The organism is Streptomyces sp. NPDC058697, from assembly GCF_042715345.1.
Classification (GTDB): domain Bacteria; phylum Actinomycetota; class Actinomycetes; order Streptomycetales; family Streptomycetaceae; genus Streptomyces; species Streptomyces liliifuscus.
On record NZ_JBHXSU010000004.1, the window covers coordinates 163,579 to 187,210 of the forward strand.

Annotated in this window: 23 protein-coding genes and 1 pseudogene; 12 read left to right on the forward strand and 12 right to left on the reverse strand. The window is 70.6% G+C overall.

Translation table 11 applies throughout. The features are described from left to right. Positions 1 to 131: 131 nt before the first annotated feature. The 3 genes and pseudogenes from ACFWXQ_RS11585 to ACFWXQ_RS11595 all read right to left on the reverse strand — a co-directional run. Positions 132 to 1,196 (reverse strand): annotated as a pseudogene (locus tag ACFWXQ_RS11585) (dihydrodipicolinate reductase); the annotation flags it as partial. A 110-nt stretch (positions 1,197 to 1,306) separates the two neighbouring features. After that, positions 1,307 to 2,224 carry a TIGR03619 family F420-dependent LLM class oxidoreductase gene (locus ACFWXQ_RS11590; RefSeq protein ID WP_383944789.1) on the reverse strand — a complete coding sequence of 306 codons (918 nt, stop codon included), beginning with the start codon at positions 2,222 to 2,224 and terminating at the stop codon, positions 1,307 to 1,309. 153 nt (positions 2,225 to 2,377) lie between these two features. Beyond that, positions 2,378 to 2,587 carry a hypothetical protein gene (locus ACFWXQ_RS11595; protein ID WP_383944791.1) on the reverse strand — a complete coding sequence of 70 codons (210 nt, stop codon included), beginning with the start codon at positions 2,585 to 2,587 and terminating at the stop codon, positions 2,378 to 2,380. Between ACFWXQ_RS11595 and ACFWXQ_RS11600 the strand changes: the two genes are divergently transcribed. Beyond that, positions 2,586 to 2,975, forward strand: coding sequence for a hypothetical protein (locus tag ACFWXQ_RS11600; protein ID WP_383944794.1), 390 nt, complete (start codon positions 2,586 to 2,588; stop codon positions 2,973 to 2,975). The genes ACFWXQ_RS11595 and ACFWXQ_RS11600 overlap by 2 nt on opposite strands. A 189-nt stretch (positions 2,976 to 3,164) precedes the next feature. Here the strand turns inward: ACFWXQ_RS11600 and ACFWXQ_RS11605 are convergent, their stop codons facing one another. Both ACFWXQ_RS11605 and ACFWXQ_RS11610 read right to left on the reverse strand, forming a co-directional pair. Further along, the gene (locus ACFWXQ_RS11605; RefSeq protein ID WP_383944797.1) at positions 3,165 to 4,685 is read right to left on the reverse strand and encodes a carboxylesterase/lipase family protein; all 1,521 of its coding nucleotides are present in this window, start codon (positions 4,683 to 4,685) and stop codon (positions 3,165 to 3,167) included. Positions 4,686 to 4,954: 269 nt separating this feature from the next. Next, the gene (locus ACFWXQ_RS11610; RefSeq protein WP_383944800.1) at positions 4,955 to 5,587 is read right to left on the reverse strand and encodes a hypothetical protein; all 633 of its coding nucleotides are present in this window, start codon (positions 5,585 to 5,587) and stop codon (positions 4,955 to 4,957) included. A 98-nt stretch (positions 5,588 to 5,685) separates the two neighbouring features. Between ACFWXQ_RS11610 and ACFWXQ_RS11615 the strand changes: the two genes are divergently transcribed. From ACFWXQ_RS11615 to ACFWXQ_RS11630, 4 genes are all read left to right on the forward strand, one after another. Continuing rightward, positions 5,686 to 5,913, forward strand: a complete 228-nt coding sequence (locus ACFWXQ_RS11615) for a helix-turn-helix domain-containing protein (RefSeq protein ID WP_383944803.1) — start codon at positions 5,686 to 5,688, stop codon at positions 5,911 to 5,913. 146 nt (positions 5,914 to 6,059) lie between these two features. Beyond that, a complete protein-coding gene (locus ACFWXQ_RS11620; RefSeq protein WP_383944806.1) occupies positions 6,060 to 6,611 on the forward strand; it encodes a GIY-YIG nuclease family protein in 552 nt (183 codons plus the stop codon). An 87-nt stretch (positions 6,612 to 6,698) separates the two neighbouring features. Next, the gene (locus ACFWXQ_RS11625; RefSeq protein WP_383944810.1) at positions 6,699 to 7,559 is read left to right on the forward strand and encodes a LysR family transcriptional regulator; all 861 of its coding nucleotides are present in this window, start codon (positions 6,699 to 6,701) and stop codon (positions 7,557 to 7,559) included. Positions 7,560 to 7,678: 119 nt separating this feature from the next. Next, positions 7,679 to 8,545, forward strand: a complete 867-nt coding sequence (locus ACFWXQ_RS11630) for an NAD-dependent epimerase/dehydratase family protein (RefSeq protein ID WP_383944813.1) — start codon at positions 7,679 to 7,681, stop codon at positions 8,543 to 8,545. Positions 8,546 to 8,611: 66 nt separating this feature from the next. On the opposite strand, the gene ACFWXQ_RS11635 is transcribed toward ACFWXQ_RS11630, so the two are convergent. After that, positions 8,612 to 9,478 (reverse strand): UbiA family prenyltransferase, encoded by an 867-nt coding sequence (locus ACFWXQ_RS11635; protein ID WP_383944816.1) that lies wholly within the window; start codon positions 9,476 to 9,478, stop codon positions 8,612 to 8,614. Positions 9,479 to 9,648: 170 nt separating this feature from the next. On the opposite strand from ACFWXQ_RS11635, the gene ACFWXQ_RS11640 reads away from it, so the two are divergent. The 5 genes from ACFWXQ_RS11640 to ACFWXQ_RS11660 all read left to right on the forward strand — a co-directional run bounded on the left by ACFWXQ_RS11640 (position 9,649) and on the right by ACFWXQ_RS11660 (position 14,838). Then, complete coding sequence (locus tag ACFWXQ_RS11640) at positions 9,649 to 10,725, forward strand: type III polyketide synthase (RefSeq protein ID WP_383944819.1); 1,077 nt, start codon at positions 9,649 to 9,651, stop codon at positions 10,723 to 10,725. A 72-nt stretch (positions 10,726 to 10,797) separates the two neighbouring features. Next, a complete protein-coding gene (locus tag ACFWXQ_RS11645; RefSeq protein WP_383944822.1) occupies positions 10,798 to 11,337 on the forward strand; it encodes an isoprenylcysteine carboxyl methyltransferase family protein in 540 nt (179 codons plus the stop codon). Next, entirely contained in the window at positions 11,334 to 12,347 is a 1,014-nt protein-coding gene (locus ACFWXQ_RS11650; protein WP_383944825.1) for an NAD(P)/FAD-dependent oxidoreductase, read from the forward strand. The genes ACFWXQ_RS11645 and ACFWXQ_RS11650 overlap by 4 nt, the downstream gene beginning before the upstream one ends. 143 nt (positions 12,348 to 12,490) lie before the next feature. Continuing rightward, positions 12,491 to 12,937, forward strand: coding sequence for a cytidine deaminase (locus ACFWXQ_RS11655; protein WP_383944827.1), 447 nt, complete (start codon positions 12,491 to 12,493; stop codon positions 12,935 to 12,937). Positions 12,938 to 13,074: 137 nt separating this feature from the next. Continuing rightward, positions 13,075 to 14,838 (forward strand): FAD-dependent oxidoreductase, encoded by a 1,764-nt coding sequence (locus ACFWXQ_RS11660; RefSeq protein ID WP_383944830.1) that lies wholly within the window; start codon positions 13,075 to 13,077, stop codon positions 14,836 to 14,838. Between the two features lie 71 nt (positions 14,839 to 14,909). Here ACFWXQ_RS11660 and ACFWXQ_RS11665 read toward each other — a convergent pair whose 3' ends face one another. Beyond that, positions 14,910 to 15,935: a LacI family DNA-binding transcriptional regulator gene (locus tag ACFWXQ_RS11665; RefSeq protein ID WP_383944833.1), complete on the reverse strand. Its 1,026-nt coding sequence runs from the start codon at positions 15,933 to 15,935 to the stop codon at positions 14,910 to 14,912. A gap of 236 nt (positions 15,936 to 16,171) precedes the next feature. Between ACFWXQ_RS11665 and ACFWXQ_RS11670 the strand changes: the two genes are divergently transcribed. Together ACFWXQ_RS11670 and ACFWXQ_RS11675 are read left to right on the forward strand one after the other, a co-directional pair. After that, positions 16,172 to 17,191 (forward strand): Gfo/Idh/MocA family oxidoreductase, encoded by a 1,020-nt coding sequence (locus ACFWXQ_RS11670; RefSeq protein WP_383957461.1) that lies wholly within the window; start codon positions 16,172 to 16,174, stop codon positions 17,189 to 17,191. Continuing rightward, positions 17,188 to 18,057 carry a sugar phosphate isomerase/epimerase family protein gene (locus tag ACFWXQ_RS11675; RefSeq protein ID WP_386268056.1) on the forward strand — a complete coding sequence of 290 codons (870 nt, stop codon included), beginning with the start codon at positions 17,188 to 17,190 and terminating at the stop codon, positions 18,055 to 18,057. The genes ACFWXQ_RS11670 and ACFWXQ_RS11675 overlap by 4 nt, the downstream gene beginning before the upstream one ends. A gap of 104 nt (positions 18,058 to 18,161) precedes the next feature. Here the strand turns inward: ACFWXQ_RS11675 and ACFWXQ_RS11680 are convergent, their stop codons facing one another. The 5 genes from ACFWXQ_RS11680 to ACFWXQ_RS11700 form a co-directional block, all read right to left on the reverse strand. Further along, entirely contained in the window at positions 18,162 to 18,944 is a 783-nt protein-coding gene (locus tag ACFWXQ_RS11680) for a pectate lyase (RefSeq protein ID WP_383946445.1), read from the reverse strand. A gap of 88 nt (positions 18,945 to 19,032) precedes the next feature. Then, the gene (locus ACFWXQ_RS11685; protein WP_383946442.1) at positions 19,033 to 20,013 is read right to left on the reverse strand and encodes a polysaccharide lyase family 1 protein; all 981 of its coding nucleotides are present in this window, start codon (positions 20,011 to 20,013) and stop codon (positions 19,033 to 19,035) included. 292 nt (positions 20,014 to 20,305) lie between these two features. Continuing rightward, on the reverse strand, positions 20,306 to 21,355 hold the full coding sequence (locus ACFWXQ_RS11690; protein ID WP_383946439.1) for an amidohydrolase family protein: 1,050 nt from the start codon (positions 21,353 to 21,355) through the stop codon (positions 20,306 to 20,308). Then, positions 21,352 to 22,497, reverse strand: a complete 1,146-nt coding sequence (gene dmpG, locus ACFWXQ_RS11695; RefSeq protein ID WP_383946436.1) for a 4-hydroxy-2-oxovalerate aldolase — start codon at positions 22,495 to 22,497, stop codon at positions 21,352 to 21,354. Before dmpG ends, ACFWXQ_RS11690 begins: the two co-directional genes overlap by 4 nt. Next, positions 22,494 to 23,537, reverse strand: coding sequence for an acetaldehyde dehydrogenase (acetylating) (locus ACFWXQ_RS11700; RefSeq protein ID WP_383946432.1), 1,044 nt, complete (start codon positions 23,535 to 23,537; stop codon positions 22,494 to 22,496). The genes dmpG and ACFWXQ_RS11700 overlap by 4 nt, the downstream gene beginning before the upstream one ends. Positions 23,538 to 23,632 lie beyond the last annotated feature (95 nt).

Consider the following 23,632-nt stretch of genomic DNA (forward strand, 5'->3'; position numbering starts at 1 on the left):
AGTGCTCCGAGCGGTGCGGGAGCTTCGAGGGGTGCGGGAGCTTCGAGGGGTGCGGGAGCTTCGAGGGGTGCGGGAGCTTCGAGGGGTGCGGGAGCTTCGAGGGGTGCGGCGGCTTCGAGCGGTGCGGTCGCGCCGAGTCTGCCGACCGCCGGGCGCAGTGGAACGTCGAGGGCGTCGTAGAGCCCGGGCTCCGCGCCCACGAGCCAGTCGATGGCTCCGACGAGACGGCCGACGGCGGTGGCGTTCCCGCCGGCGGAGCGGTTGTCACCCTCGTCGGTGGCTTCGACGGTGATCTCGATGCGCGGGCGGCCCTCGATGATCACGCGGTGCGCACCGTCGCCGTTGGGCGGTGACGGCCAGTCCGGGGCGCAGCTCGGGTGGATGCGGGTGACGTGCTCGATGACGAGGCGGGGTTCGCCCTTCACGATGCCCTGCACCTCGAAGCGCACCGCGCCCTGGGTGCCTGCCTCGAAGTCACCCATCGTGCGGGTGCTCACCGTGGCGTCGAGCGCGCGGCGCTGCAAGGTCTCGCGGATCTCGTCGAGTTCGACACCGAGGGCCCTGGCCATCAGCCGTATCTGCCCGCCCCACACCATGGTCGGGATCGACGGTGCGAGCATCAGCGGCTGGTAGTCCATGGGGTGCCCCATGCCGATCAGATGCCTGACCGACTCCTCCTGCTCGTACGTGGAGTAGTCGAAGATCTCCTGACAGCGGACGGCGTCCACGACCGTGCCGAGTCCGCTCATCAGCAGGGGCAGGACGTCATTGCCCCAGCCCGGGTCGACACCGGACACGAACAGCGATCCGCCACCGTCCGCGATCGCCGCGAGCACGGGGTCGCGGAACTCGGGCGGGGCGTTGCGCTGGTCGTAAAGCGGATACAACGACGGGGTGACGACCACCGCACCCGCCCTGATCGCCGCGCCGATGTCGGACAGTGCCTCGTCGGGCCGGATGTCACCCGACGCCGCGTACACCACCGCTCCCGGCCCCGCTGCCAGCACCGCGGCGACATCGTCCGTCGCCGCGACACCCAGAACCCGGTCCAGACCGGCGAGTTCACCCGCGTCACGGCCGACCTTCCCGGGACTGTGGACCAGTACCGCCGTGAGATCGAGCGCCGGATGCGCGTCGACCGCACGGATCGCCGCACGACCGACATTTCCGGTTCCCCAGACCACCGTGGAAATCATGCGCGGAGCGTAACCTGACGAGTCGTCAGTTTCCATACCCTTGCGTCGGCCTCCCGCAGCGAGGCCACGGGAGGCCGATCGACAGGGGCGATTCGGCGGCCGGCGTGTCCCTAGCCCTTGCTCAGTTGCTCGTGGAACCGGTGTGCCAGGTCCGTCAGTTCCTCCGCGCTCCGCGCGGTCTGCTGCAGGTCGATGAGGACCTCGTTGGCTCCGGCCGCATGGGCGGCGAGCAGGTAGTCCGACACCTGAAGGACCGTTCCCCGGTGCGGAACGGCCTCGCTCGGTGCGGACTCGGCGGTCACCACGGGGTTGACCCGGACGACGGTGCGCAGGGCGGCGGAGTCACGTCCGGCCGCCTCCGCGATCTGCCGGATCTGGCTGATGACGTAGGCAAGTTGGGGAACCGGCAGTGCCACTCCCGCCCAGCCGTCCGCGCGACGGCCGATACGTTCCATGGTGGCCGGAGTGAACCCGCCGAGGAGCACCGGCGGGCGGGGACGCTGTACCGGGAGTGTCTCGATGTGCGCACTCGGGATCGTCCACAGAGCCCCCTTGTGCTCGGCCGACGAACCCGACCAGACGTGATCCAGGACGTCCAGGATCTCTTCCATCCGTGCCCCGCGTCCCTGCCACGGCACACCGATGGCCTCGTACTCGTCGGAGGACCAGCCGAGCCCGAACCCTATGTCGAGCCGCCCGCCGCTGAGGATGTCGACGGACGTCAGAGAACGGGCCAGCAGGAGTGGGGAGTAGAAGGGCGCGTTCAGCGTGCTGGTCCCCAGGCGCAACCGCCGGGTGGCGTGAGCCAGGAACGACAGCGTGGCGATGGGGTCCAGGAAGGTGCGGTACTCCTCCGGTACGGGGCCGCCGCCGGGATACGGGTCACGGGGCTGCGTCGGTACGAGGGCCCGGTCGCCCACCCACAGGCTGTCGAAGCCGATCGCTTCGACACCGGCGGCGAACCCGGAGAGCGTGGCGGGGTCGGCGAACAATCCGTACTGGGGAGCTCCCAGACCGAGCTTGAGCATGTCTGTCACCTGTTCGAGGAGTTGTTGAGGCAGCAGGAGGACGCACGGAGGCGCCCCGACTGCGGTCCGTTCTCGGATCACCGTGCCGAACGCCGATCAACGTCCGATCGACGTCACGTCAAAGCGGGTCGACTCAGCAGCGAGCGGACAGGCTCAGCGCCTCGCCCCTTCCCGCCGCAGGCGATCACTCACCTCGTAAACGTGCCGCACCGCGAAGGGGTTCACCTCGACCCGGTCCGAACTCGGCGCGGCGAACAGGCGGGCCACGTCCTGGAGGAAGCACGCCGGGCTGTTCGGATCGTCCGACTCGGCGAAGAGCTCGACGGCCTCCGCGGTCCGCCCGGGATGGAACAGCGCACGCATGCGCAGCGCGTACAGGTCATCCCGCAGCGGATCGTCGGAGCTGCCGCTGGGCGTAGGGGCCGGGCACGCCAGGCAGCGGCTGCTCCCCCAACCACAGCGCCAGCGCGGCGTCAAAGGCACGCAGGGCGGGGCCGATCTGCCGCGCGGTCCGCAGTTCCTCGGCGTCACCGACGAGTCGCTACTCGTGCGGCACGAGGGGCGTGTGTCAGCGGCGGCGCAGAATCATGACGACAGCGATGATGACAAGGATGACGACGACGGTACCCAGCCCTATGTACACGGTTTTCTCTTTTCCTTCGGGGAACGGCACCCAGCGGTGCCGCAGACAGCCGAGTGCCCCCGTCAGAGCCTTTCAGCCCGTTCCCGGGACTCTGTTGCCCCGCTGTGACATGCATCCGTAGTTGCCGGCGGACAGCGATGACGGCGTTGGAGCGGCACCTGGGCCATCAGCGAGAGCAGCTCGTGCTCACGCGGGGTCAGCTCCAGCAGGAGAGGGTCCGCCGAGCGATGGTGGACAACGACGGCGTCCGTCGCGAGCAGTTGAACGACCGCGTCCGCGCGGCTACGCGCTACCCCGCTACGACGTCATCAGCGGCAGCGCGGAGAAGGTGTGCCGCTCCCACAGTCGGCGGGAGGTCTCCTCGGGGTAGGCGGCCATGGTCGGTTCGGTGTCGAGCAGGTGGACGAGGCGCCGCTCGGTGTCGTACGGGGACCAGCCCGGGTCGCCCGTCCTGGCGAACGCGGTCCAGGCGGAGCGGACATGGGCGGACAGCGCCTCGGCCTCCGGGGAGAACTCGGGGCCGACCAGCATGCCGCCGAGTCCGCCGTGGACGCCGAAGGTCAGGGGCACGTCCAAGCCGTGGCAGGCGCCGAGGGTGCCGCCGTCGGCCGGGGCGGGCCAGGTGAGTTCGTACAGATGGGCCTGGCCTCCACCGGCCGTGTGAGCCTCGGCCAGGTGCAGCGAGGGCATGCGGAACAGCCAGTCGGACTGGACGAGTTCGAAGAGGTACTCCGCGGAGGCGTCGGGGAACGCGGCCCGGTAGGACCGCTCGGCGTCCGGTGCCGGTCCGAAGAGGCCGAGGGCCATCGACGCGAGGCTTTCGTCGACCCGGCCGAGCAGCCCGCCGAGCAGGAGGAAGAGCCGGTACTCGTCACGGTTGTGCCCGGCGATCAGCTCGACGTCGCGTGCGGTGCCGTTCGCCAGCGCCTCCCACGGTGCGGTGGGCAGGACGTCACCGTCGACGACGGGTGAGAACGGGGTCGGGGTGAGGGCGACCGGGCCCCAACGGTGTACGTACTCGCGCATCCTGGTGGTCAGCGCGGCGCCTGCCTCGGGCAGTTTGCGCGGGTCCACGGCGGACAGGTCGGCGACCGTCGGGCGCAGTCCCAGCTCACCCGCGACGGCCCCGGCGATGTCGGCGGCCAGCTCGTCCGAGAAGAACGTGCCCGGCACGCTCTGTGCGACGGCCCGCCGGAACAGGCCCCGCGCCCGGGGCATGGACATCAGCGCGGCGATGGACCCGGCGCCCGCCGACTCACCGAATACGGTGACCTGGCCGGGGTCGCCGCCGAAGGCGGTGATGTTGTCGCGCACCCATTCCAGAGCGGCGACCTGGTCGAGCAGGCCTCGGTTGGCGGGCGCACCCTCGATCTGGAGGAACCCCTCGATTCCGACGCGGTAGTTGAGGGTGACCACGACCAGTCCGCCGTCGCGGGCCAGGCGGTTGCCGTCGTAGGCGGGGTCGTCGGCGGAGCCGAGCTTGTAGGCGCCGCCGTAGATCCACACCATCACCGGGCGGCGGGCCACCGGATCGGTGTCCGGCGTCCAGACGTTGACGGTCAGCCAGTCGTCACCGGGTCGAGGGCCGTCGGCCGGGGCGGGCTCGGGACCGAACGGCTCCTGCGGGGGCGGCGGGCCGAACGCGAACGCGTCCCGGACCCCGTCCCGGCGGTCCACCGGCCGCGGCGCCGCGAAGCGCGCCCCGCCCACCGGGGGTTGGGCGTACGGGATGCCACGGAAGACCGCCAAGCCGTCCTCGCGCCGGCCGCGGACCGTGCCAACCGCGGTCGTGGCTTCGGGAAACTCGTCAACGCTCATGATCACTCCTCAACCGGGCCACCGCTCGACGGCCACCCCGCACACGGGAACACCTCACGCCGCACCATTGACACTCATCCCGCCCCGACCCGAGACCCACACCCGAGCAAAAGTGAATCACATTTCACCTGACGAACATACCGCTCCCCACACACCTTCCGTACGCAGACCGCCGGCGCTCCGCGCCCCAACAGCGACCTCGCCCCCCTCACGAAAGGGCTCCCTGGCCGTGCCGCCGCACGGCCAGGGAGTGGATCAGCCGTTCAGCACTAGCCGATGTTGAAATCGAGATTGGTCACGTACCAGGCGTCGTCGATCTTGGTGGACTCCATGCTGACGTCCAACTGCCCGGCCTCCACCCCGGTGGAGTGGGACAGGATGATCTTGTCGAGGGTCTTCCCTTCGACCGTGACCTTCTCGGCGGGGACCACCGCCTTGCCACCCGTGACCGGGACCTTGGCGACTTCCACCTTCGGGTCGTCCGTGGGCGGCTCGGGCATGAACGACGTACGGATCTCTCCGAGGTTGTCCTGCATCTGCCGCACCTCGGGATCGTCGCTGTCGCACCTCGCAGCGGTGCCCGCCCGGGCGGGCGACGAATCCGTGGCAGGCTCCCCCATCAGCAGGCACGCCTGCTTCGGCTGGCCCTTGATGACCGCGGTGACCCACGCGGCGACCGCCTCTTCGGCTGTGGACTGACTGCCGGCCGAGGGCTGCGCCGACGAACCGTCCTCCTGCTTCCCCTTGTCCGCGTTCTCCGCGTCGGCCGCGGACGAGCTGCTCGCGGTCGGCTCCTTGTCGGCGGCGGGGTCCGAATCGCTGGAGCACCCCGTGACACCCGCGGCCATCGCCGCAAGCGCGCCTCCGGCGATCCAGCCGACGGTCCTTTTCCTGTGGCTCACTAACACCGTTCCGGCAGTCCTTTCCCTGGACATCCATGCGCCTCGACGGCACCCCGAGGCATCTCACGTCGAGGCGCCATATCGAACATGTAGACGAGATGGACACCGGAACGGTTCGCCGTCGGAGCCTCGGGATGCGCGGCGGCCGGTCACCGCACCCGCTTCGCCCCGCTCGACCGGGCCGGCGCGCCCGCAACACCGTGCGCCACCGCCTCGCACGGGTCGGCGAACTCCTCGTCGTCGACCTGCAGGACCCCGGCGTACGTATGGAACTCTGGTTCACCCTGCAGTGGTTGCCCGACGAGGCGGTCGAGGCCGAGGAGTGAGTGGCCCCGGGCCGCCGACTCCGGAAGCCCCCCCGGGGCCATCCCTTGCGGCGAGAGCAGACGTCGATGAGGCTGCTCCTGCTGTTCCCGCTGCTCAACGCCGCAGAACAGCAACGCACTTGCCGTACTTCGCCTAGGGTGCGGCCATGCTTGATGACGCAGCCCTTCGTCAGGTCACGGCCGCCCTGCTCGGCACGCCGCGAGCTCTTGACGCCGCGACCACCGCGCTCCCCAGGACCGCGGGGCTGTACGCCTGGTGGGCGCCTCCGAGCGTGCTTGCCGCGTTCGCGGGACCGGCCAACTCGGGTGACGCCGGGCGGCGGTTGCTGTATCTCGGCAAAGCCACCCGGCTTCGCACGCGGATCACCGGGAACCATCTGAGGCACTCCGGCGGATCCACCCTGCGCCGCACCCTGGCCGGGCTGCTCATGCCGACCGAGGGCTACCGGACGACCTGGACCGACCGCGTCATCCTGATCCCCGACGACGAGCAGCGCCTCACCGAGTGGATGCATCGCCATCTCACTCTCACGTGGGCCGAGCATCCCGATCCCGTCCCGTTGGAGACCGCACTCATCTCCAGCCTGTGTCCGCCCCTCAATGTCGATGGCGCGGAGCACGGCCCCGCACGGGACCGGGTCCAGGAGGCACGGAACACCTACTACGCGAGTGCCCGCCCACGCCCGGCCAAGGCGTAGGCCCCGGGACACCGGCGCCCGGTCTCCCCGGCGACACCATCCGGAGGAACTAGGCTGGGAGACGGCGTCTACACAGTGGGAGATGTCGTGGATGTCGATCTGCGCAAGCTGCGCTACTTCGTGGTCGTGGCCGAGGAGCTGCACTTCGGCCGGGCCGCCGAGCGGCTGCACATCACTCAGCCGGTGCTGTCCCGGCAGATCCGCGCGCTGGAGCAGGAGCTGCGTGCCCAGCTGTTCGCCAGGAACAAGCAGACCACCGAGTTGACGGCCGCCGGCCGTCAGCTGCTGGAGGACGCGCGCCCCCTGCTGGCCGCCGCGCAGGCTCTGAACCGCCGGGTCCAGCAGGCCGCGCATGGATCTTCGGCGTTCACGGTCGGCTTCATGCCCGGAATCACCGTGACCGGCGCGGTGCGTGCCTTCTCCGCCAGGCACCCCGAGCTGAGTGTGCAGGTGGTGCGCACTTCCTGGGCCGACCAGGTCCAAGGGGTGCACGAGGGCCTGCTCGACGTGAGCTTCGTACGGCTGCCCGTCGACCATCGCGGCCTGAAACTGCGGCCGCTCTTCCGGGAGCCCCGCGTCGCCGTACTGCCGGCGGGCCATCGGCTGGCGGGCAAGGAGTCCATCGTCATCGCGGATCTGGCGTCCGAGCGGCTGCTGCAGGACCCCGACGCCGTGCCCGAGTGGCGTGACCTCCCCGAGCGGACGGGCGGCGAGGAGGCAGGGCCCCGGCCCTCCTTCGCCACCGTCGAGGAGAAGCTGGAACACGTCGCGACCTCCGGGGGCGTCCTCGTCCTTCCGCTGTCCACCGCGGCCTACTACACCCATACCGATGTCGCGCATGTGCCCATCGACGACATCGGACCCAACGAGGTCTGCCTTGCCTGGGGCGCCGACCGCCGCTCCCCGCTGCTCCCGGAGTTCGCCGACATCGCGGCTGCCCAGCACTGATGTCCTGAGGGCATCACCGCTGACAGAAGAGGTCTTGGACGTCGGCCGCGGCACGCGGCGAGGGTGGAGGAGCGGCGGAATCCCCCGCCACTCCTCCACCCACAGGGACCGTGAGAGCGATGCAGATCTTCATCACAGGCGGCTCCGGCTACATCGGCCGCTCCACCATCCAGGCACTGACCAGGCACGGCATCGGCGTGACGGCACTGGCGCGCAGCGAGCACGCGGCGCGCACCCTGTCGGACCTCGGTGCCACCCCGGTCGCGGGCGCGCTCACCGACACCGACGTCCTCCGCGAGGCCGCCCGCCGGGCCGACGGAGTCATCCACCTCGGGGTGGACTACGCCGAGGGCACCGCGGACGTCGACCGCGCGGCGGCCGAGGCCCTGCAGGACGGCGCGGGCAGCCGCCCGTACGTGCACACCGGCGGGGTGTGGGTGTACGGCGACACCGACGGGGTCGTCGACGAGGACGCCCCGCTGAGCCCGCCGCGCATCACCGCATGGCGGCTGGAGAACGAGAAGCGGGTCCTCGCCCGGGCCACCACCGGAGAGCGCCCGGTGGTGGTGATGCCAGGGCTGGTCTACGGCCGCTCCGGCGGACTGGCGCAGTCGTTCTTCGTCGAGCCGGGGCGCACCGCGGGTGCCGTGCCCCGCATCGGGGACGGCTCCAACCACTGGGCGCTGGTCCACGTCGACGACATCGCCGAACTGTACGTCCTGGCCCTGAACGCCCCGGCCGGTTCCGTCTACGCCGGGGTCGGCGGCCAGAACCTTCCGCTGGCGGACATCACCCGGGCCCTCAGCCACGCCGCCGGCTGCCCGGACCGGATCGAGTCGCTGACCATCGAGGAGGCTGTACGGCGGATGGGCCCGATCGCCGAGGCGTTCGCCCTCGACCAGCAGTTCAGCGGCGCCAGGGCACGCCGCGAGCTCGGCTGGACGCCCACCCGTCTCGACGCCCTGGCCGAACTCGCCCAGGGCTGAACCACCGTCTGCCCACAGGTTGCGGTGCGGGCGGCCGGTGGCCCGTCGCCCGGTGAGACCTGACGGTCAGGCGATTCCGGTGCCGCGCAGCAGCAGTAGCGCCACGTCCACCACCGCCACGGCGACCGCTGCCGCGAAGGCCGCCCGTTCCCAGCGGCGTCCCAGCACCGTCCCCGCCACCGCGACCACGACAGCCACCGCGAGCGCCGTCACTCCCCACCGGCCGGGTGGTCCGGCGGGCCCCAGCGCCAGCACGGCGGACGCGGCCACCAGCGGCACCGGCAGCAGCAGCCGCGTGCCGTCCGGGCCCAGCCGATGGGGCCATCCCCGTACGCCCGTCGCCAGATCCCCGCGGATGTCCGGCAGTACGTCTCCCAGGTGTGCGCCGACTCCCAGCAGGGCCCCCGCGGTGACGACCCACCAGGCCGGCCACGGCTGTCCCGGCAGGCCCAGTGCCACGAACGCCGGAAGCGCGGCGAAACCCACCGCGTACGGCGCCCAGGACCACGCTGTCGCCTTGAGCCGCAGGTCGTACGCCCACGCCGCCGCCACCCCGGTCAGGTGAACGGCGCCCGCCCACGGGCCGCAGGCGAGCGAGAGCGGCACGCACAGCGCCAGCGCGGTACAGGCGGCCACCCACACCTCCGTCACACCGACCGTGCCGTCGACGACGGGTTTGCCGCGACGGCCGGCGGCGATGTCCCGGCGCGCGTCGAACGCGTCATTGCACCAGCCGACGGACAGCTGTCCCGTCAGCACGGCGGCGGCGGTCAGGACGCAACGCGCGGCGCTCTGACCGGCGGTGACTGCCAGAGCGGCCATCAACGCGGTGACCGCCACGACGGGCCCGGGGTGACAGGATCCGGCCAGGCCACTCATCCGGCCGGCCCAACTCGCGGCCGGGCCTGTCGTTGCCTGCTCGGGAGTGCCCATCCCGCAGATCGTAGGCGCCCGAGCACCATCCGGCTGGAGCACACGCTCCCGAGGAGGAACGGCCGGACGGGCGATTCATGGTGTCGACGTCCCGGGCCGGGGAACACGTGGGAAGCAACTCACCGGAGCAGCTGGCAACACACCAGAGTCGGGAACCGGACGGGAACCATATGACGCGGATCGCCGCCGTTCACGGTGCCCTCGCACCGCACCGCCGCACCCAGTCCGAGATCACCGACATGGTGGCCCGCACCTGCCTGCCCGAGGGCACCGGCCGCGCGGTCCTGGACCGGCTGCACCGCAGCGCGAAGGTCCGCTCGCGCCACATGACGCTGCCGCTCGAACGGTACGGGGAGTTGGACGGGTTCGGCGCCGCCAACGACGTCTTCATCGCCGCCGCCACCGACCTGGGCGCCAAGGCCGTCCGGGACGCACTGGACCTGGCCGGTCTGTCCGCGGCCGACGTGGACCTGCTGGTCTTCACTTCCGTCACCGGCATCGCGACCCCCTCGATCGACGCACGGCTGGCCGGCCGCCTCGGACTTCGGCCGGACGTCAGACGGCTGCCCCTCTTCGGCCTGGGCTGTGCCGGCGGCGCCGCCGGACTGGCCCGTATGCACGACTACCTGCTGGGCCGGCCGGGCCACGTCGCGGTGCTGCTGTCCGTCGAACTGTGCTCGCTCACCTTCCAGCGCAACGACGCCTCCATGGCCAACCTCGTCGCCACCGGGCTGTTCGGCGACGGGGCCGCCGCGGTCGTCGCCTGCGGCGCGAACCGCCGGGGCAACCCGGGCCGCCGGGACGAGGGCACCGGCCCGACGATCGTGGACACCCGCAGCCACCTGTATCCGGACACCGGACGCGTCATGGGCTGGGACATCAAGGACTCCGGCTTCCGGGTCGTCCTCGACCCACAGGTCCCCGATGTGGTGCGCCGGTACCTCGCCGCTGACGTCGACGGGTTCCTCGGCGACCACGGGATCAAGCGGAAGGACGTGACCGCCTGGGTGTGCCACCCGGGAGGCCCCAAGGTCCTTGAGGCCGTCACCGAGGCCCTCGACCTGCCCGAGGGGGCGCTCGATGTGACCTGGCGTCACCTGGCCGACGTGGGCAACCTGTCCTCGTCGTCGGTGCTCCACGTACTGCGCGACACCCTGGCCGAACGCCGCCCGCAGCCGGGCACGCCGGGTGTACTGCTGGCGATGGGGCCCGGCTTCGCCTGCGAACTCGTCCTGCTGCGCTGGTAGTTCGCCCAGTCGAAGGACACGAAGGACACGAAGGACACGAAGTACGCGGACGACACGGAGGGCAGTGGACACATGATCTGGTACGGACTGCTGGTGGCGGCCGTCGCCGGTGAACGCGTCGCCGAACTCGTCGTCGCCCGCCGCAACGAGCGGTGGAGCACCGCCCGAGGCGCGACCGTGACCGGGCAGGGCCACTACCCGGCGATGGTCGCGCTCCACACCGGCCTGCTGATCGCCTGCCCGGCCGAGGTATGGCTGGCCGACCGCCCCTTCGTACCCGCCCTGGCCTGGCCGATGCTGGCCGTGCTGGCGGCCTCCCAGGCGCTGCGGTGGTGGTGCATCCACACCCTGGGACCCCGCTGGAACACCCGCGTGATCGTCGTACCCGGCCTGCCACTGGTGACCGGCGGCCCCTACCGCTGGCGGTGGCTGCGGCACCCGAACTACGTGGCCGTCGTCGCCGAGGGGGTGGCCCTGCCCCTGGTCCACACCGCGTGGGTCACCGCAGCCGCGTTCACGGTGCTCAACGCCGCCCTGCTCACCGTACGCATCCGCTGCGAGAACCGGGCGCTGACCGCCGCGGCTTCCTCGACCACGCCCGCTCCGGCGTGATCGACGTACTCGTGGCCGGCGGTGGGCCGGCCGGTCTGGCCGCCGCCATCCACGCGGCGCTCGCCGGCCTGGAAGCCGTCGTCGTCGAACCCCGGACCTCGCCCGTGGACAAGGCCTGCGGAGAAGGTGTCATGCCCGGCGGAGTCGCCGCGCTGCGAGCACTGGGCGTCGAAGCCGGCGGTCGCGAACTGCGCGGCATCCGCTACGTGGACGGCACCGCCTTCGCCGAAGCGTCCTTCCGCGGCCGCGGGGGGCTGGGGATCCGTCGTACGACGCTGCACTCCGCACTGCATCAGCGCGCGCTCGACCTCGGCGTGCGCATGGTGCCGGGCAAGGTCGGCGCGGTGCACCAGAGCGCGGACACGGTCACCGCGGCCGGGATCACGGCCCGTTGGCTGATCGCCGCCGACGGCCTACACTCCCCGGTGCGCCGAGCCCTGGGGCTGGAACTGCCGAACCGCCCCCACGGCCGCTACGGACTGCGCCGGCACTACCGCGTCGAGCCGTGGACGGACTTCGTGGAGGTCCACTGGTCCCGGCACGGTGAGGCCTATGTGACGCCGGTGGGCGACGACCTGGTGGGCGTCGCGATCCTCAGCTGCAGCCGTCGCGGGTACGACGAGCATCTGGCCGCCTTCCCCGCTCTCACCGCGTCGCTGCGGGGAACGGCCGCGACGGAGGTACGCGGCGCCGGACCACTGCGGCAGCGGGTCCGGCGCCGAACCGCCGGCCGGGTCCTGCTCGTCGGCGACGCCGCGGGCTATCTGGACGCCCTCACCGGCGAAGGCATCGCCCTCGCGCTGGCCACGGCCGGGGCCGCCGTCCGCTGCCTGACCGCCGGGCGACCGGACGCGTACGACCGCGCCTGGACCCGGCTGACCCGGCGCCACCGACTGCTCACCGGGGCCCTGCTGGCCGCCGGCCGCCGCCCCGGCACCGCCCGCCTCATCGTCCCCGCGGCGTCCCGGATGCCTCCGGTGTTCTCAGCCGCGGTGCATGCACTGCAGTAACGGGACTGCATCGACCTGAATCGGAGCAGGGCAGCATGATCCACCGCCGCATCATCCGGCGGACCAAGCACGCCGCCGATATTCGCTTGCGCACCATCGTCGCGCGGGTCAACGTCGCCTGACACCTGACGAAGGCAGAGAAGATGACCGCGCAGACCCACGACGTCGACCCCATCGACCACGAACTCATCCAGACCGCGGCCCACGTCGCTCGCACTCGCTGCCGGGGCGACAACCACACCATGGCAGCCGCAGCCCGTGCCCAGGACGGCCGGATCGTCACCGCGGTGAACGCCTACCACTTCACGGGCGGCCCCTGCGCCGAGCTGGTCCTCCTCGGCGCGGCAGCCGCCCAGGGCATCTACGAGCTGGACACGATCGTCGCCGTGGGCGACCGCGACCGCGGGGTCGTTCCTCCATGTGGACGGTGTCGCCAGGTCCTTGTCGACTACTTCCCGGCCCTGCAGGTCATCGTCGGGGCAGGCGACCGCCTCCGGACCGTCACCATCACCGACCTGCTTCCCGAAAGCTACATCTGGGCCGACCACCAACTCGACACTGAGCAAACCGAACCACTCAGCACGAGCTGACAGGCGGCACAGTCCCGTCGAGGCCGACGTGATGCGGCATCAAGCCAAAGTGACCCCGGCTTCGTCGGTCGCCTTCCGGGATCGGTGCGGCGCTCGTATCCTCGTGCGCCAGTGGTTACCGACGGTACGGGGGAGCTATGGGCGGCACCACTCGCAGAGGGTTCCTGGGAACAGCCGCGGCCGCCGGCGGCGGGGTCGCTCTGGCGACTCCCCAGCGGGCCGCGGCCCGGAGCAGCGCCGCCCCACAGAGCGTGGCCGTACTCGGCGGGGGCGTCGCGGGTCTCACGGCCGCGCACGAACTCGCCGAACGCGGCTTCCAGGTGACGGTCTACGAGCGCAAGGCGCTGGGCGGCAAGGCCCGCAGCATGGACGTACCGGACAGCGCCACGGGAGGTCGCGGGCCCCTGCCCGGGGAGCACGGCTTCCGCTTCATCCCCGGCATCTACCACAACCTGCCCGACACCATGCGGCGCATCCCCTTCCCGGGCAACCCCAACGGCGTCCACGACAACCTCGTCGCCCCCAAGGAGATGCTGTTCGCCCGGTCGGGCGGCCGCGAGGACATCCGGATCCCGCTCCCCTGGCCCGGCAACACCCCGGCAGAACTCACCCCCGACGAGATCCGCCGCGCCCTCACCTCGGTCCTGGACACCGCCTTCAACCTCCCCCTCCACGAGGCCCTCTACTTCGCCAACCGCTTCCTCGTCTTCCTCACCAGCTGCGACGAACGCCGCGACGAGGTCTGGGAGCAGATGCCGTGGTGGGAGTTCGTACGGGCCGGCCGGATGTCGTACGACTACCAGCGGATCCTCGCCATCGGCATCACCCGCAACATCGTGGCCACCAAGGCGGAGGAGGCCAGTACCCGTACGGTCGCCACGCTGCTGGAGGCCTTCGCCTTCAACATCCTCGGGCGGGGCGCGGACGGACCGCTGGACCGGATCCTCAACGCGCCGACCAACGAGGCCTGGATCGACCCCTGGGTGACGTATCTGAAGTCGCTCGGGGTCGAGTTCCACGTCGGCTGGACCGTACGGGACCTGACCCTGGACGCGGGCCGGATCGCCGGGGCCGTCATGGAGGACCCGGGCGGTGCCCGCCGGACCGTCACCGCCGACCACTACATCTCGGCCATGCCGGTCGAGCACGCCCGGCGCACCTGGAACTCCGCCGTACGTGCCGCGGACCCCCAACTCGCAGAGTGCGACCGGCTGGAGACGGACTGGATGACCGGCATCCAGTTCTATCTGACCGAACGCACGCCGATCCTGCACGGCCACCTCGACCTCATCGACTCCCCCTGGTCGCTGACCGCGATCGCCCAGGCCCAGCACTGGCCGGGCCACGACTTTCCCAAGGACTTCGGCGACGGCACGGTCGCGGACTGTCTGTCCGTGGACGTCTCCGAGTGGGACCGGCCGGGCATCCTGTACGGCAAGACCGCCAAGCAGTGCACCCGCACCGAAGTCGCCCGCGAGGTGTGGGCGCAGTTGAAGGCGTCGCTCAACGACACCGGCCGTACGGTCCTCAAGGACTCCGTGCTGCACTCCTGGTTCCTCGACCCGGCCGTGGACGGACTCGGCACCCCGAACCCGGTCAACGAGGAGCAGCTGCTCATCCATCCGACAGGGACCTTCCACCACCGCCCGCAGTCGGCCACGAAGATCCCCAACCTCTTCCTGTCCGGCGACTACGTGGCCGTACCGATCGATCTGGCCACCATGGAAGGCGCCAACACCTCGGCCCGGCAAGCCGTCAACGCCCTGCTGGACAGGGTCGGTTCGGCCGCAGAACGATGCACCGTCACCCCGCTGTACCGGGCCCCGGAACTCGACGCGCTCAAACGCCACGACCGCTTCCGGTACCTGCTGCGACTGCCGAATCTCTTCGACGTCGGCTGACAGCACGTGCCGTGCCTGGCCGTCCGGCGACCGACCGGCCTCAGGGAGCTCCGCCTCGGCGCGTACTCACGTCACCCCTCCGGTGGCGGCCCGCCGGTCGTCGCCCGCTCCGGCGGAGGTCCGCTGGTCCCCCGGACCACGAGCTTCGGGTCCAACACCGCTTCCCGCGGATCCAGTTCCGGGTCCTCCAGCCGTTCCACGGCGAACCGCACCGCGTGTTCCGCCATGAGCAGCGCGTCCTGACGCACGGTGGTGAGACCGATCGGCATCAGATGGGAGAGGTGGCTGTCGTCGTATCCGACGACGGACAGATCGCGGGGAACATCGACGCCGGCCCGCGTCAGGGACATCAACAGGCCCATCGCACTACGGTCGTTGCCCGCGAGAACGGCCGTCGGCAGGGGCAGTCCCCGGTCGCGCTCCGCCAGGAGCAGACGGCCGGTGTCGATGCCCGACTCCTCCGTGTGGTCACCCGGGATCACCCGCACTTCGGCCTCCAGCCCATGGCGGCGCATCGCGGCCCGGTAGGCGCGTCGGCGTTCGACCGAACCGGGTCCGCGGCCGCCGTCGATGTGCACGATCCGGCGATGGCCCAGTTCGAGGAGGTGGTCCATGGCCTGTCGGACACCCTTGGCCTCGGCCGATTGCACGCAGTCCACGCGGGCGCGGAGGACGCGCCGGCCGACCGAGACGGTCACCGCGCGCTGTCCGAGTGCGTCGAGGTGGGCGGCCTCCGCGTCGGAGCCCAGCAGGATCAGCGCCTCGCAGCGGTGGCTGAGCAGTGCCTCGACCGCCTTCGCCTCGCTTCGGCCCTGCGCGGCCGCGGAGAGCAGGACGTCGTAGCCGAGGCGTTCGGCCTCGGGGTAGATCCCCTCGATGAGGTCCGTGTGGAAGGCCTGGTGCACGGTGAACATCACGCCGAGCGTGCGGCTGCGGCCGCGGGCCAGCAGCCGGGCCGCGCTGTCGGGGCGGTAGCCGATCTCGTCGGCGACGCGCAGGACCCGTTCGCGCGTCTCCTGGCTCGCGCCCGGACGGTCGCGGAAGACGATCGAGACGAGCGCCCTGGACACGCCCGCCTTCGCGGCGACGTCCGCCATCGTGGGCCGCTGTCTGCCCGCCGCATCCACCTGTGAACCACCCTCCGGCCCCGCCCGCCTCGGCGGCGCTCTCGAAAATCTCCCGGCGACAAGCCATTGACATGACATTTGGACACGAGTCATCGTACTCGGACTAGAGCGCGCTAGTAGAGCGCGACAGAATGCCTTCCCACGAGACATCGCACCACCCTCGAAGGCCCCGACGCCCCCCCGACGCCCCCTCGAAGGAAACGACCATGACCGTACGCGTAGGTGTCATCGGCGCCGGAATGATCGGCCAGGACCACATACGACGACTCACCGAGGTCGTCACCGGGGCCACCGTCACCGCCGTGACCGACATCGACGCGGCGCGCGCCGCCGAGGTGGCCGCCCGCGCCGGCGCCACCGCGCTCCCCACGGGTACCGACCTGATCGACTCGCCCGAGGTGGACGCCGTCCTCGTCACCTCCTGGGGCCCCACCCACGCGGAGCACGTCCTCAATGCCCTCGCGGCCGGCAAGCCCGTCTTCTGCGAGAAGCCCCTGGCCACCAGCGCCGAGGACTGCCTGCGCGTAGTCGAGGCCGAGCGTGCCCACGGCCGGCGCCTGGTCCAGGTCGGCTTCATGCGCCGCTTCGACGCGGGCTACCGCCAGATGAAGGAGGTGATCGCCGCCGGTGACATCGGGACCCCGCTGATCGTGCACTGCGCCCACCGCAACCCGACCGTCCCGGAGGCATACACCTCCCGCATGGCCGCGCAGGACACCGCCGTGCACGAGATCGACGTACTGCGCTGGCTCCTCGACGACGAGATCGTTTCTGCCCAGGTGGTAACTCCGCGCGCCACGGGCAAGCGGTTCGCGCATCTCAAGGACCCGCAGATCATGTACTTCGAGACGGCCGCCGGCGTCCGCGTCGACCTGGAGGTCTTCGTCAACTGCCAGTACGGCTACGACATCCAGTGCGAGACCGTCGGCGAGGAGGGACTCGTCAGGCTGCCCGATCCGGCCGCCGTCGGGGTCCGTGCCGCCGGGCGCCACGGCACCGCCGTCCCGCAGGACTGGAAGGACCGCTTCGCGGACGCCTTCGACACCGAGTTCCGCGAGTGGATCGCCTCCGTCGAGGCGGCCGTCGAGCCCACTGGTCCGTCCGCCTGGGACGGCTATGCCGCCACCGTCATCACCGACGCCGCCGTGCGATCCCTGGACTCCGGCGGCGCGGTCGTCACCGTCGACATGAAGCCCCGCCCGGCCCTTTACGGAGGCACCGCATGAAGATCGCCCTCGACCCGTACATGCTGCGCGGCCTGCCGATGGACGACATGGTGCGTACGGTCGCCGAACTCGGCTACGAGCACATCGAGTTGTCACCCCGCGACGACTTCATGCCCTTCTTCCTGCACCCGCGGGCGGACGACGAACGCGTCGCCGCGCTGAAGAACTCCCTGCGCACACACGGCGTTCAGTTGTCCTCCGTGCTCCCGCTGTACAAGTGGTCCTCGCCGGACGAGACCGAGCGACAGGCCGCCGTCCGCTACTGGAAGCGGATGATCGAGATCACCGCCGATCTCGGATGCTCCCTGATGAACTCGGAGTTCAACGGCCGCCCCGAGCAGGCCGCCGCGAGCGAGGCCGCCTTCTGGCGCTCGATGGACGAGCTGCTGCCGGTCTTCGAGCGCGAGGGCATCGCCCTCAACCTGGAGGCCCACCCAGACGACTTCTGCGAGGAGAACACCCCCGCCGTCGACCTCGTACGGGCGATCAACAAGCCCTGGGTGAACTACCTCTACTGCGCCCCGCACTCCTTCCACCTCTCCGGGGCATCCGAAGTCGGGGCGGACATCGCGAAGATGATGCGCTACGCCGGGGACAAGCTCCAGCACGTGCACATCGCCGACTCCTTCAACCACAAGGGCTCCTCCGGCCTGCGCTACATCCTCAACCCGCCCGGGACGACCGCCCGTATCCACCAGCACCTCGACATCGGCCAGGGCGAGGTCGACTGGGACGCCTTCTTCGGCACCCTGCGCGAGCTGGACTTCGACGGGGTGGCCACCGCCTGCGTCTTCGCCTGGGAGGAACGGGCCCACGAGTCCTCGGCGTTCATGCTCGACCGCATCACCAAGGAACTCGCGGCCTAGCCGCAGTCGGCAGCGGCGGCCGAACGAACCTCCATGGGGGGGGAAGGGAGGTTCGTCCGGCCGCCGGGGCTTCGGTTCACACGTCACGGCTCATACGTCACGGCTCACCTGTAGGTGATGTCCGAAGCGGCGTACAGGCAGTTGGTGCTGTCGGGGCCCGTGCCGACCGCGGTGTTGTTGTTGTACTTCTGGCAGGGGATGACCTTTCGGCTGGAGTCGTTCAGGATCGTGATGCCCCGCAGTGTCGCCACGTCGTTGCGGTTGACGTTGATGCCGACGAGCCGCGCGGTGGATCCCGTGCCGGTCACCTCGATGTTGCTGAGGTTCACCTTGCGCGTGTACTGCGTGGAGCAGTCGCCGCACGACCTGTACAGCGTCTTGAACTCGCTGACGGCGAAGTTGGAGATGTTCAGGGTGCCGGGCCCGTTGTGCTGGAAGACCTTGTCGGCCGCCTTCTTGGCGCCGCCGCCGGTCACGGTGTAGGTCGAGCCGCCGCGGAAGGTGGCGGCGTCCTCGCCGACGTCCTCCCACCACACGTTCTGCAGGGTGCAGTTGCCCTCGCAGTGGATGCCGTCGGCACCGGGCGCGCCGATGATGACGTTCCTGAGGGTCGCGCCGGCCGCGAGCTTGAAGATCGGGTCCTGGCCCTCCTCCTGGCCGTCACCGGCCAGAGCACCGCTGCCGTAGTACCGCACCATGCCGCCGTCCCTGACACCCGAGACGGAGATGGTCGAACTCACGGGCTGGCTGCTGGCCGGCGTCGGCCAGGTGGCGGCACTCGCGGGCGGTGCACCCACTGTCGTGATCATGACAGACGATAGGCCGAGTGCGGTCAGGGTGCCGGTCAGCGCGCGCCGACGGGCGCGCGGGGTCGCTGGAGAAGTCATGTCCCTGTGCCTTCTTCCGGTTGTGGGGGTCGGTTTGCGGGGGTCGGTTTGGGGGGGGCGGATTGTGGAGGTCGGCTTCTGGGGTCGGTCAGAGCTTTCCGGCGCCCGCGCCGCTCGTCACCGAGGCGACGACGGAGGAGGCGGGCTCGGCGGAGTAGCTGTACGGCGGACTGGTGAAGGTGCCTGTGCGGGAGATCTCGGTGGCGGCTCCCCCGAGGTCGTTGCCGCGCAGGTTGGCGTAGCCGTCCACGTCGCTGCTGCGGTTCGTCGTGACCGCGATCTTCGTCGTACGGAAGACGTTGTTCTCGACGAGCATCTGGGCGCCCATGCGCGAGTGCACGGCGGTGTCGGCACCCTCGACGTAGTTGTCGTAGAAGTGACCCGTGCCGAAGCGCAGGCTGGGGATGCGCGAGTAGACGTTGCTGAAGTGGTTGTGGTGGTACGTGATCTTCAGGTGGCCGGTGTCCTCGCTCGCGTTGTTGTCACTGTGGCCGGCGAGCGAGCCCTTGAAGTGGTCCTTGAAGGTGTTCCAGGACACGGTGACGTTGTCGGAGCCGTGATTGATGTCGAGCAGACCGTCGTAGTAGTCCTTGTCGTGGTCGCGGTCCGCCGAGAAGGAGTTGTGGTCGATCCAGACCTTCGTGGACTTCTGCACGGTGACGCCGTCGGAGGGCGCGACCGGCTTGCTGATGTTGAGGTTGCGGATGACGACGTTCGTGACTTCCTTCAGCCGCAGCCCGCCGCCGGTGAAGCCGGACGCCGAACCGACGCCAAGAACCGTGGTGTTGGAGCCGATATCGACCTGACCGGTGAGCTGGATCAGCCCGCTGACCCGGACGACCTTGGCGGTGTTGCCGGTGACGGCCGTCCTGAACGCGGCGAGCGTGGAGACGGTGACGGCACTCGCACCGCCGCCGCCCGTGGTGCCGGCGCCGAAGCCGATGGGGGAGGTTTCGGCGGCACCCGCGGACTGCGGCAGAGCGACGGCGGCGGTGACGGCGAGAGCGGCTGCCGCGACCGCGGAGACGACGAGTCTCCTCGGACGGGAGCGTGGGGGGAGAGTACGCATGCGGGTGCGTCCCTTCGAGAGCGTCCATTTTTCAGATACGTGAACGATGTTCACCATGTGGATCGCCTTGCGAACGCAGCGCCTCCACACGAGGCTCTCGGCGACATCCTGGAGAGTGCACGTCCCCAGGCCATGACGCCTCCGGCATCTGGCATCTCATATACGAGATGCCAGCGGCGGGTCACGCTGCTGAACGGGAAACGTAAGGGGCAAGCGCTTTCTAGTCAACGCTTCGCGCAGAACGCATCCGGCCAACTCCCGTATCGGGCAGGCCTGAGCGCCGCTGCGTGCCTCAACCGGTGCCGGGCTGGACGAGTTTGAAGAGGAGGCGGGCGACGGCACGCTGGGCCGACTGCCTCAAGCGCGTCGGCGTCGGACGGGCCGCGATCGGCACGCCGGCTGCACCGGCCAGGCGCGGGAAGAGGGCTTCCGCGTTGGTGCGGTTGACGGCCCGGAGCACACCGGGGTCCACACCGCTGTCGAGGCCGTTGGCGAAGTACTGGCCCGCGATGGCGGGGGCGAACGGCCAGTCGCTGCCGAACAGGACATGCCCTGGACGGGCGAAGGCGAGCAGCGTGGGCAGGGCGGCGGGACTGGAGGACAGCGCGGTGTCGTAGTAGAAGCCGCGGAAGTCGTCCAGCACGTCCAGGGGGCTGCGTCCGGTGTCGGCCGCGATGGCGGTGGCCATGCGATGGGAGGCATAGGGCACGAACCCGCCCGCGTGGCTGAGCACGAACCGGATGCGCGGGTGGCGTCGGACCACTCCGTTGCGTACGAGGAGGTAGGCGGCCCGGGTCGTGTCCAGCAGGAAGTCGGCGGCGAACGGGGGGATGTTCTCGACGGCGGGGGCCGGAAGGTCGGCCGGGTGGACGAAGACGACGGCACCCCGGTCGTTCAGGGCCTGCCACAGTGCGTCCTGACCGTCCGCGCCGAGGTAGACGCCCTGATTGTTTGCCAGGAGGGTGACCCCGTCGGCGCCCAGCTCGTCCAGAGCCCGGCGGGCCTCAGCCGCGGAGGCGGTGGTGTCGGGCATGGGCAGAGTGGCGAAGTAGCCGAAACGGCCGGGGTGTTCCGCGACCAGGGACGCGGAGAAGTCGTTGAGCTGTCGTGCCAGGTCGGCGGCTTCCTCCGGATCGGTGAGGAAGGCGGTTCCCGGAGTGGAGACGGACACGATCGCCGTGTCCGTGCCCAGCAGATCCATCAGCTCCAGGGCCGCTTCAGGACTCCAGTCGGGCAGGGCGCGGCCGCCGGCCTCGGCGATGCCGGAACCGATGAGACGGTCTCGGTAGAAGGAGGGGGCGATGTGCTGGTGGACGTCGAGGCGGCCCGGGGAGGCGGTCATGAGGCAACTTCCTGAGGCTTTCGGGCCACCTGAGCCTCTCGGGCCGCCTGGGGCTCCTGGCCCTCTGCGGCCTCCTGGGCCACCTGGGCCTCCTGGGCCACCTCGATCTTCTCGGCCTTCCCGGCCTTCCCCGCCTCCCGTGCGGTGAGCAGGTCGAGCGCCACGTCCGTGATCATGTCTTCCTGGCCGCCGACCATGCCCCGCCGTCCGACCTCGACGAGCAGGCTTCGGGCGTCGATGCCATAGCGCGCCGAGGCCGCTTCGGCGTGGCGCAGGAAGCTGGAGTACACACCGGCGTACCCGAGCGTGAGCGTTTCCCGGTCGACCTGGACGGGGCGGTCCTGCAGCGGTCGTACGAGATCGTCGGCGGCGTCCTGCAGAGCGAACAGGTCGCAGCCATGCTCGAATCCGAGTCTGTCGGCGGCGGCGACGAACACCTCCAGCGGTGCGTTGCCTGCGCCCGCGCCCATCCCGGCGAGGGAGGCGTCCACTCGGTGGGCCCCGTGCTCCACGGCGGCGATCGAGTTGGCCACCCCGAGGGAGAGGTTGTGGTGGGCGTGGATGCCGATCTCGGTGGCCGGGTCGAGGACTTGCCGCAGGGCGTCTACGCGATCGGCGACGTCCCTCATGACCATGGCGCCGCCCGAGTCGACAACGTACACGCACGTGGCGCCGTAGCCCTCCATCAACTTGGCCTGCACTGCCAGCTTCTGAGGTTCCGTCAGGTGACTCATCATCAGAAATCCGACCGTGTCCATGTCCAACTCCCGTGCGGCCGCGATGTGCTGGGCGGAGATGTCGGCCTCGGTGCAGTGCGTGGCCACGCGGACGACGGACGCCCCCGCGCTGTGGGCGTCGCGCAGATCGTGCACGGAACCGATGCCAGGCAGGAGCAGGGTGGCGACCCGCGCGCGGGTGACGGAGGAGGCGACGGCCTCGATCCACTCCAGGTCGGTGTGGGCACCGAAGCCGTACACGCAGGACGAGCCGGCCAGTCCGTCGCCGTGGGCGACCTCGATGGAGTCCACGCCTGCCTCGTCCAGCGCGGTGGCGATGGCGACGGCCTGATCGACCGAGTACTGGTGGCGGACGGCGTGCATGCCGTCCCGCAAGGTGACGTCGCTGATGTAGAGGCGGCTCATCGGAGGGCTCCCGCGGCGGTCCCTGCGTGCTCGGCGTGCTCGCCGTATTCAGCGGGCTGAGCATGCTCGGCCTGCTGGCCGTGCTGCGCCTGCTGGGCGTGCTGGGCGATCCGCTCGGCGGCGGCGACGGCCGCGGAGGTCATGATGTCGAGGTTTCCGGCGTAGGCGGGCAAGTAGTCGGCGGCGCCGGTGACTTCGAGCATCACGGTCACCTTGGTACCGGTGAATCCGCCCGTCTGCGGAATGTACAGGGGGTTGTCCGGACCGTACGTGTCGAACTGGACCCGCTGCTTGAGCCGGTAGCCGGGGACGTACGACCGCACCCTGTCCGCCGTCTCCAGGACGCTGTTCTCGATGGCGGTGTGGTCGCAGTCGCCCTCGACAAGGCAGTAGACGGTGTTGCGCATGAGCAGCGGCGGCTCGGCCGGATTGAGGACGATCACCGCCTTGCTTCGCCTGGCCCCGGCCACTTCACGCAGTGCTCGTGACGTGGTCTCGGTGAACTCGTCGATGTTGGCGCGGGTACCGGGCCCCGCCGACCTCGCGGCGATGGAGGAGACGATCTCCGCGTACGCGACGGGGGCGACCTGCGCGACGGCGGCGGCGATCGGGACGGTGGCCTGTCCGCCACAGGTGACCATGTTCAGGTTCGGGGCGTCGAGGTGGGCGTCGAGGTTCACCACGGGCACGCAGTACGGGCCCACGGCGGCCGGCGTCAGATCGAGGACCCGTACGCCGGTGGGCTCCAGTCTGGCCCAGTTCGCCCGGTGGGCGGTGGCGGAGGTGGCGTCGAAGACGAGCCTGATGTCCGCGAACTCGGGGAGGGCGAGGAGTCCGTCGACGCCGTCCGCGGTGGTGGCGATGCCCAGACGGCCTGCGCGGGCCAGGCCGTCGGAGGTGGGGTCGATGCCGACCATCACTCCCATCGTGAGGGCGCCGGAACCCCGCAGGATCTTGATCATCAGGTCGGTTCCGATGTTGCCGGAGCCGATGACGGCGACCGGCCAGGGTGCGGGGGCAGGTGCGGTTGCAGGGGGCATGAAGGGGGTGCTCCTTGGCGCGGAGGCCCTCTGGTCGAGGTCCTTGGATGTACGGGGCCGGTCGAGGTGCTCGGATGTAAGAGGTCGCCAGATCT

Bases quoted from the DNA above. Each gene is read 5' to 3' on its own strand.
- ACFWXQ_RS11640 (WP_383944819.1), top strand. From the start codon at position 9,649: ATGACGCGGATCGCCGCCGTTCACGGTGCCCTCGCACCGCACCGCCGC.
- ACFWXQ_RS11670 (WP_383957461.1), top strand. From the start codon at position 16,172: ATGACCGTACGCGTAGGTGTCATCGGCGCCGGAATGATCGGCCAGGAC.
- ACFWXQ_RS11645 (WP_383944822.1), top strand. From the start codon at position 10,798: ATGATCTGGTACGGACTGCTGGTGGCGGCCGTCGCCGGTGAACGCGTC.
- ACFWXQ_RS11700 (WP_383946432.1), bottom strand. From the start codon at position 23,537: ATGCCCCCTGCAACCGCACCTGCCCCCGCACCCTGGCCGGTCGCCGTC.
- ACFWXQ_RS11665 (WP_383944833.1), bottom strand. From the start codon at position 15,935: ATGGCGGACGTCGCCGCGAAGGCGGGCGTGTCCAGGGCGCTCGTCTCG.
- ACFWXQ_RS11690 (WP_383946439.1), bottom strand. From the start codon at position 21,355: ATGACCGCCTCCCCGGGCCGCCTCGACGTCCACCAGCACATCGCCCCC.
- ACFWXQ_RS11655 (WP_383944827.1), top strand. From the start codon at position 12,491: ATGACCGCGCAGACCCACGACGTCGACCCCATCGACCACGAACTCATC.
- ACFWXQ_RS11590 (WP_383944789.1), bottom strand. From the start codon at position 2,224: ATGCTCAAGCTCGGTCTGGGAGCTCCCCAGTACGGATTGTTCGCCGAC.
- ACFWXQ_RS11660 (WP_383944830.1), top strand. From the start codon at position 13,075: ATGGGCGGCACCACTCGCAGAGGGTTCCTGGGAACAGCCGCGGCCGCC.
- ACFWXQ_RS11630 (WP_383944813.1), top strand. From the start codon at position 7,679: ATGCAGATCTTCATCACAGGCGGCTCCGGCTACATCGGCCGCTCCACC.
- ACFWXQ_RS11595 (WP_383944791.1), bottom strand. From the start codon at position 2,587: ATGCGTGCGCTGTTCCATCCCGGGCGGACCGCGGAGGCCGTCGAGCTC.
- ACFWXQ_RS11635 (WP_383944816.1), bottom strand. From the start codon at position 9,478: ATGGGCACTCCCGAGCAGGCAACGACAGGCCCGGCCGCGAGTTGGGCC.
- ACFWXQ_RS11620 (WP_383944806.1), top strand. From the start codon at position 6,060: ATGCTTGATGACGCAGCCCTTCGTCAGGTCACGGCCGCCCTGCTCGGC.
- ACFWXQ_RS11680 (WP_383946445.1), bottom strand. From the start codon at position 18,944: ATGACTTCTCCAGCGACCCCGCGCGCCCGTCGGCGCGCGCTGACCGGC.
- ACFWXQ_RS11675 (WP_386268056.1), top strand. From the start codon at position 17,188: ATGAAGATCGCCCTCGACCCGTACATGCTGCGCGGCCTGCCGATGGAC.
- dmpG (WP_383946436.1), bottom strand. From the start codon at position 22,497: ATGAGCCGCCTCTACATCAGCGACGTCACCTTGCGGGACGGCATGCAC.
- ACFWXQ_RS11605 (WP_383944797.1), bottom strand. From the start codon at position 4,685: ATGAGCGTTGACGAGTTTCCCGAAGCCACGACCGCGGTTGGCACGGTC.
- ACFWXQ_RS11600 (WP_383944794.1), top strand. From the start codon at position 2,586: ATGCGCAGCGCGTACAGGTCATCCCGCAGCGGATCGTCGGAGCTGCCG.
- ACFWXQ_RS11615 (WP_383944803.1), top strand. From the start codon at position 5,686: ATGGACACCGGAACGGTTCGCCGTCGGAGCCTCGGGATGCGCGGCGGC.
- ACFWXQ_RS11685 (WP_383946442.1), bottom strand. From the start codon at position 20,013: ATGCGTACTCTCCCCCCACGCTCCCGTCCGAGGAGACTCGTCGTCTCC.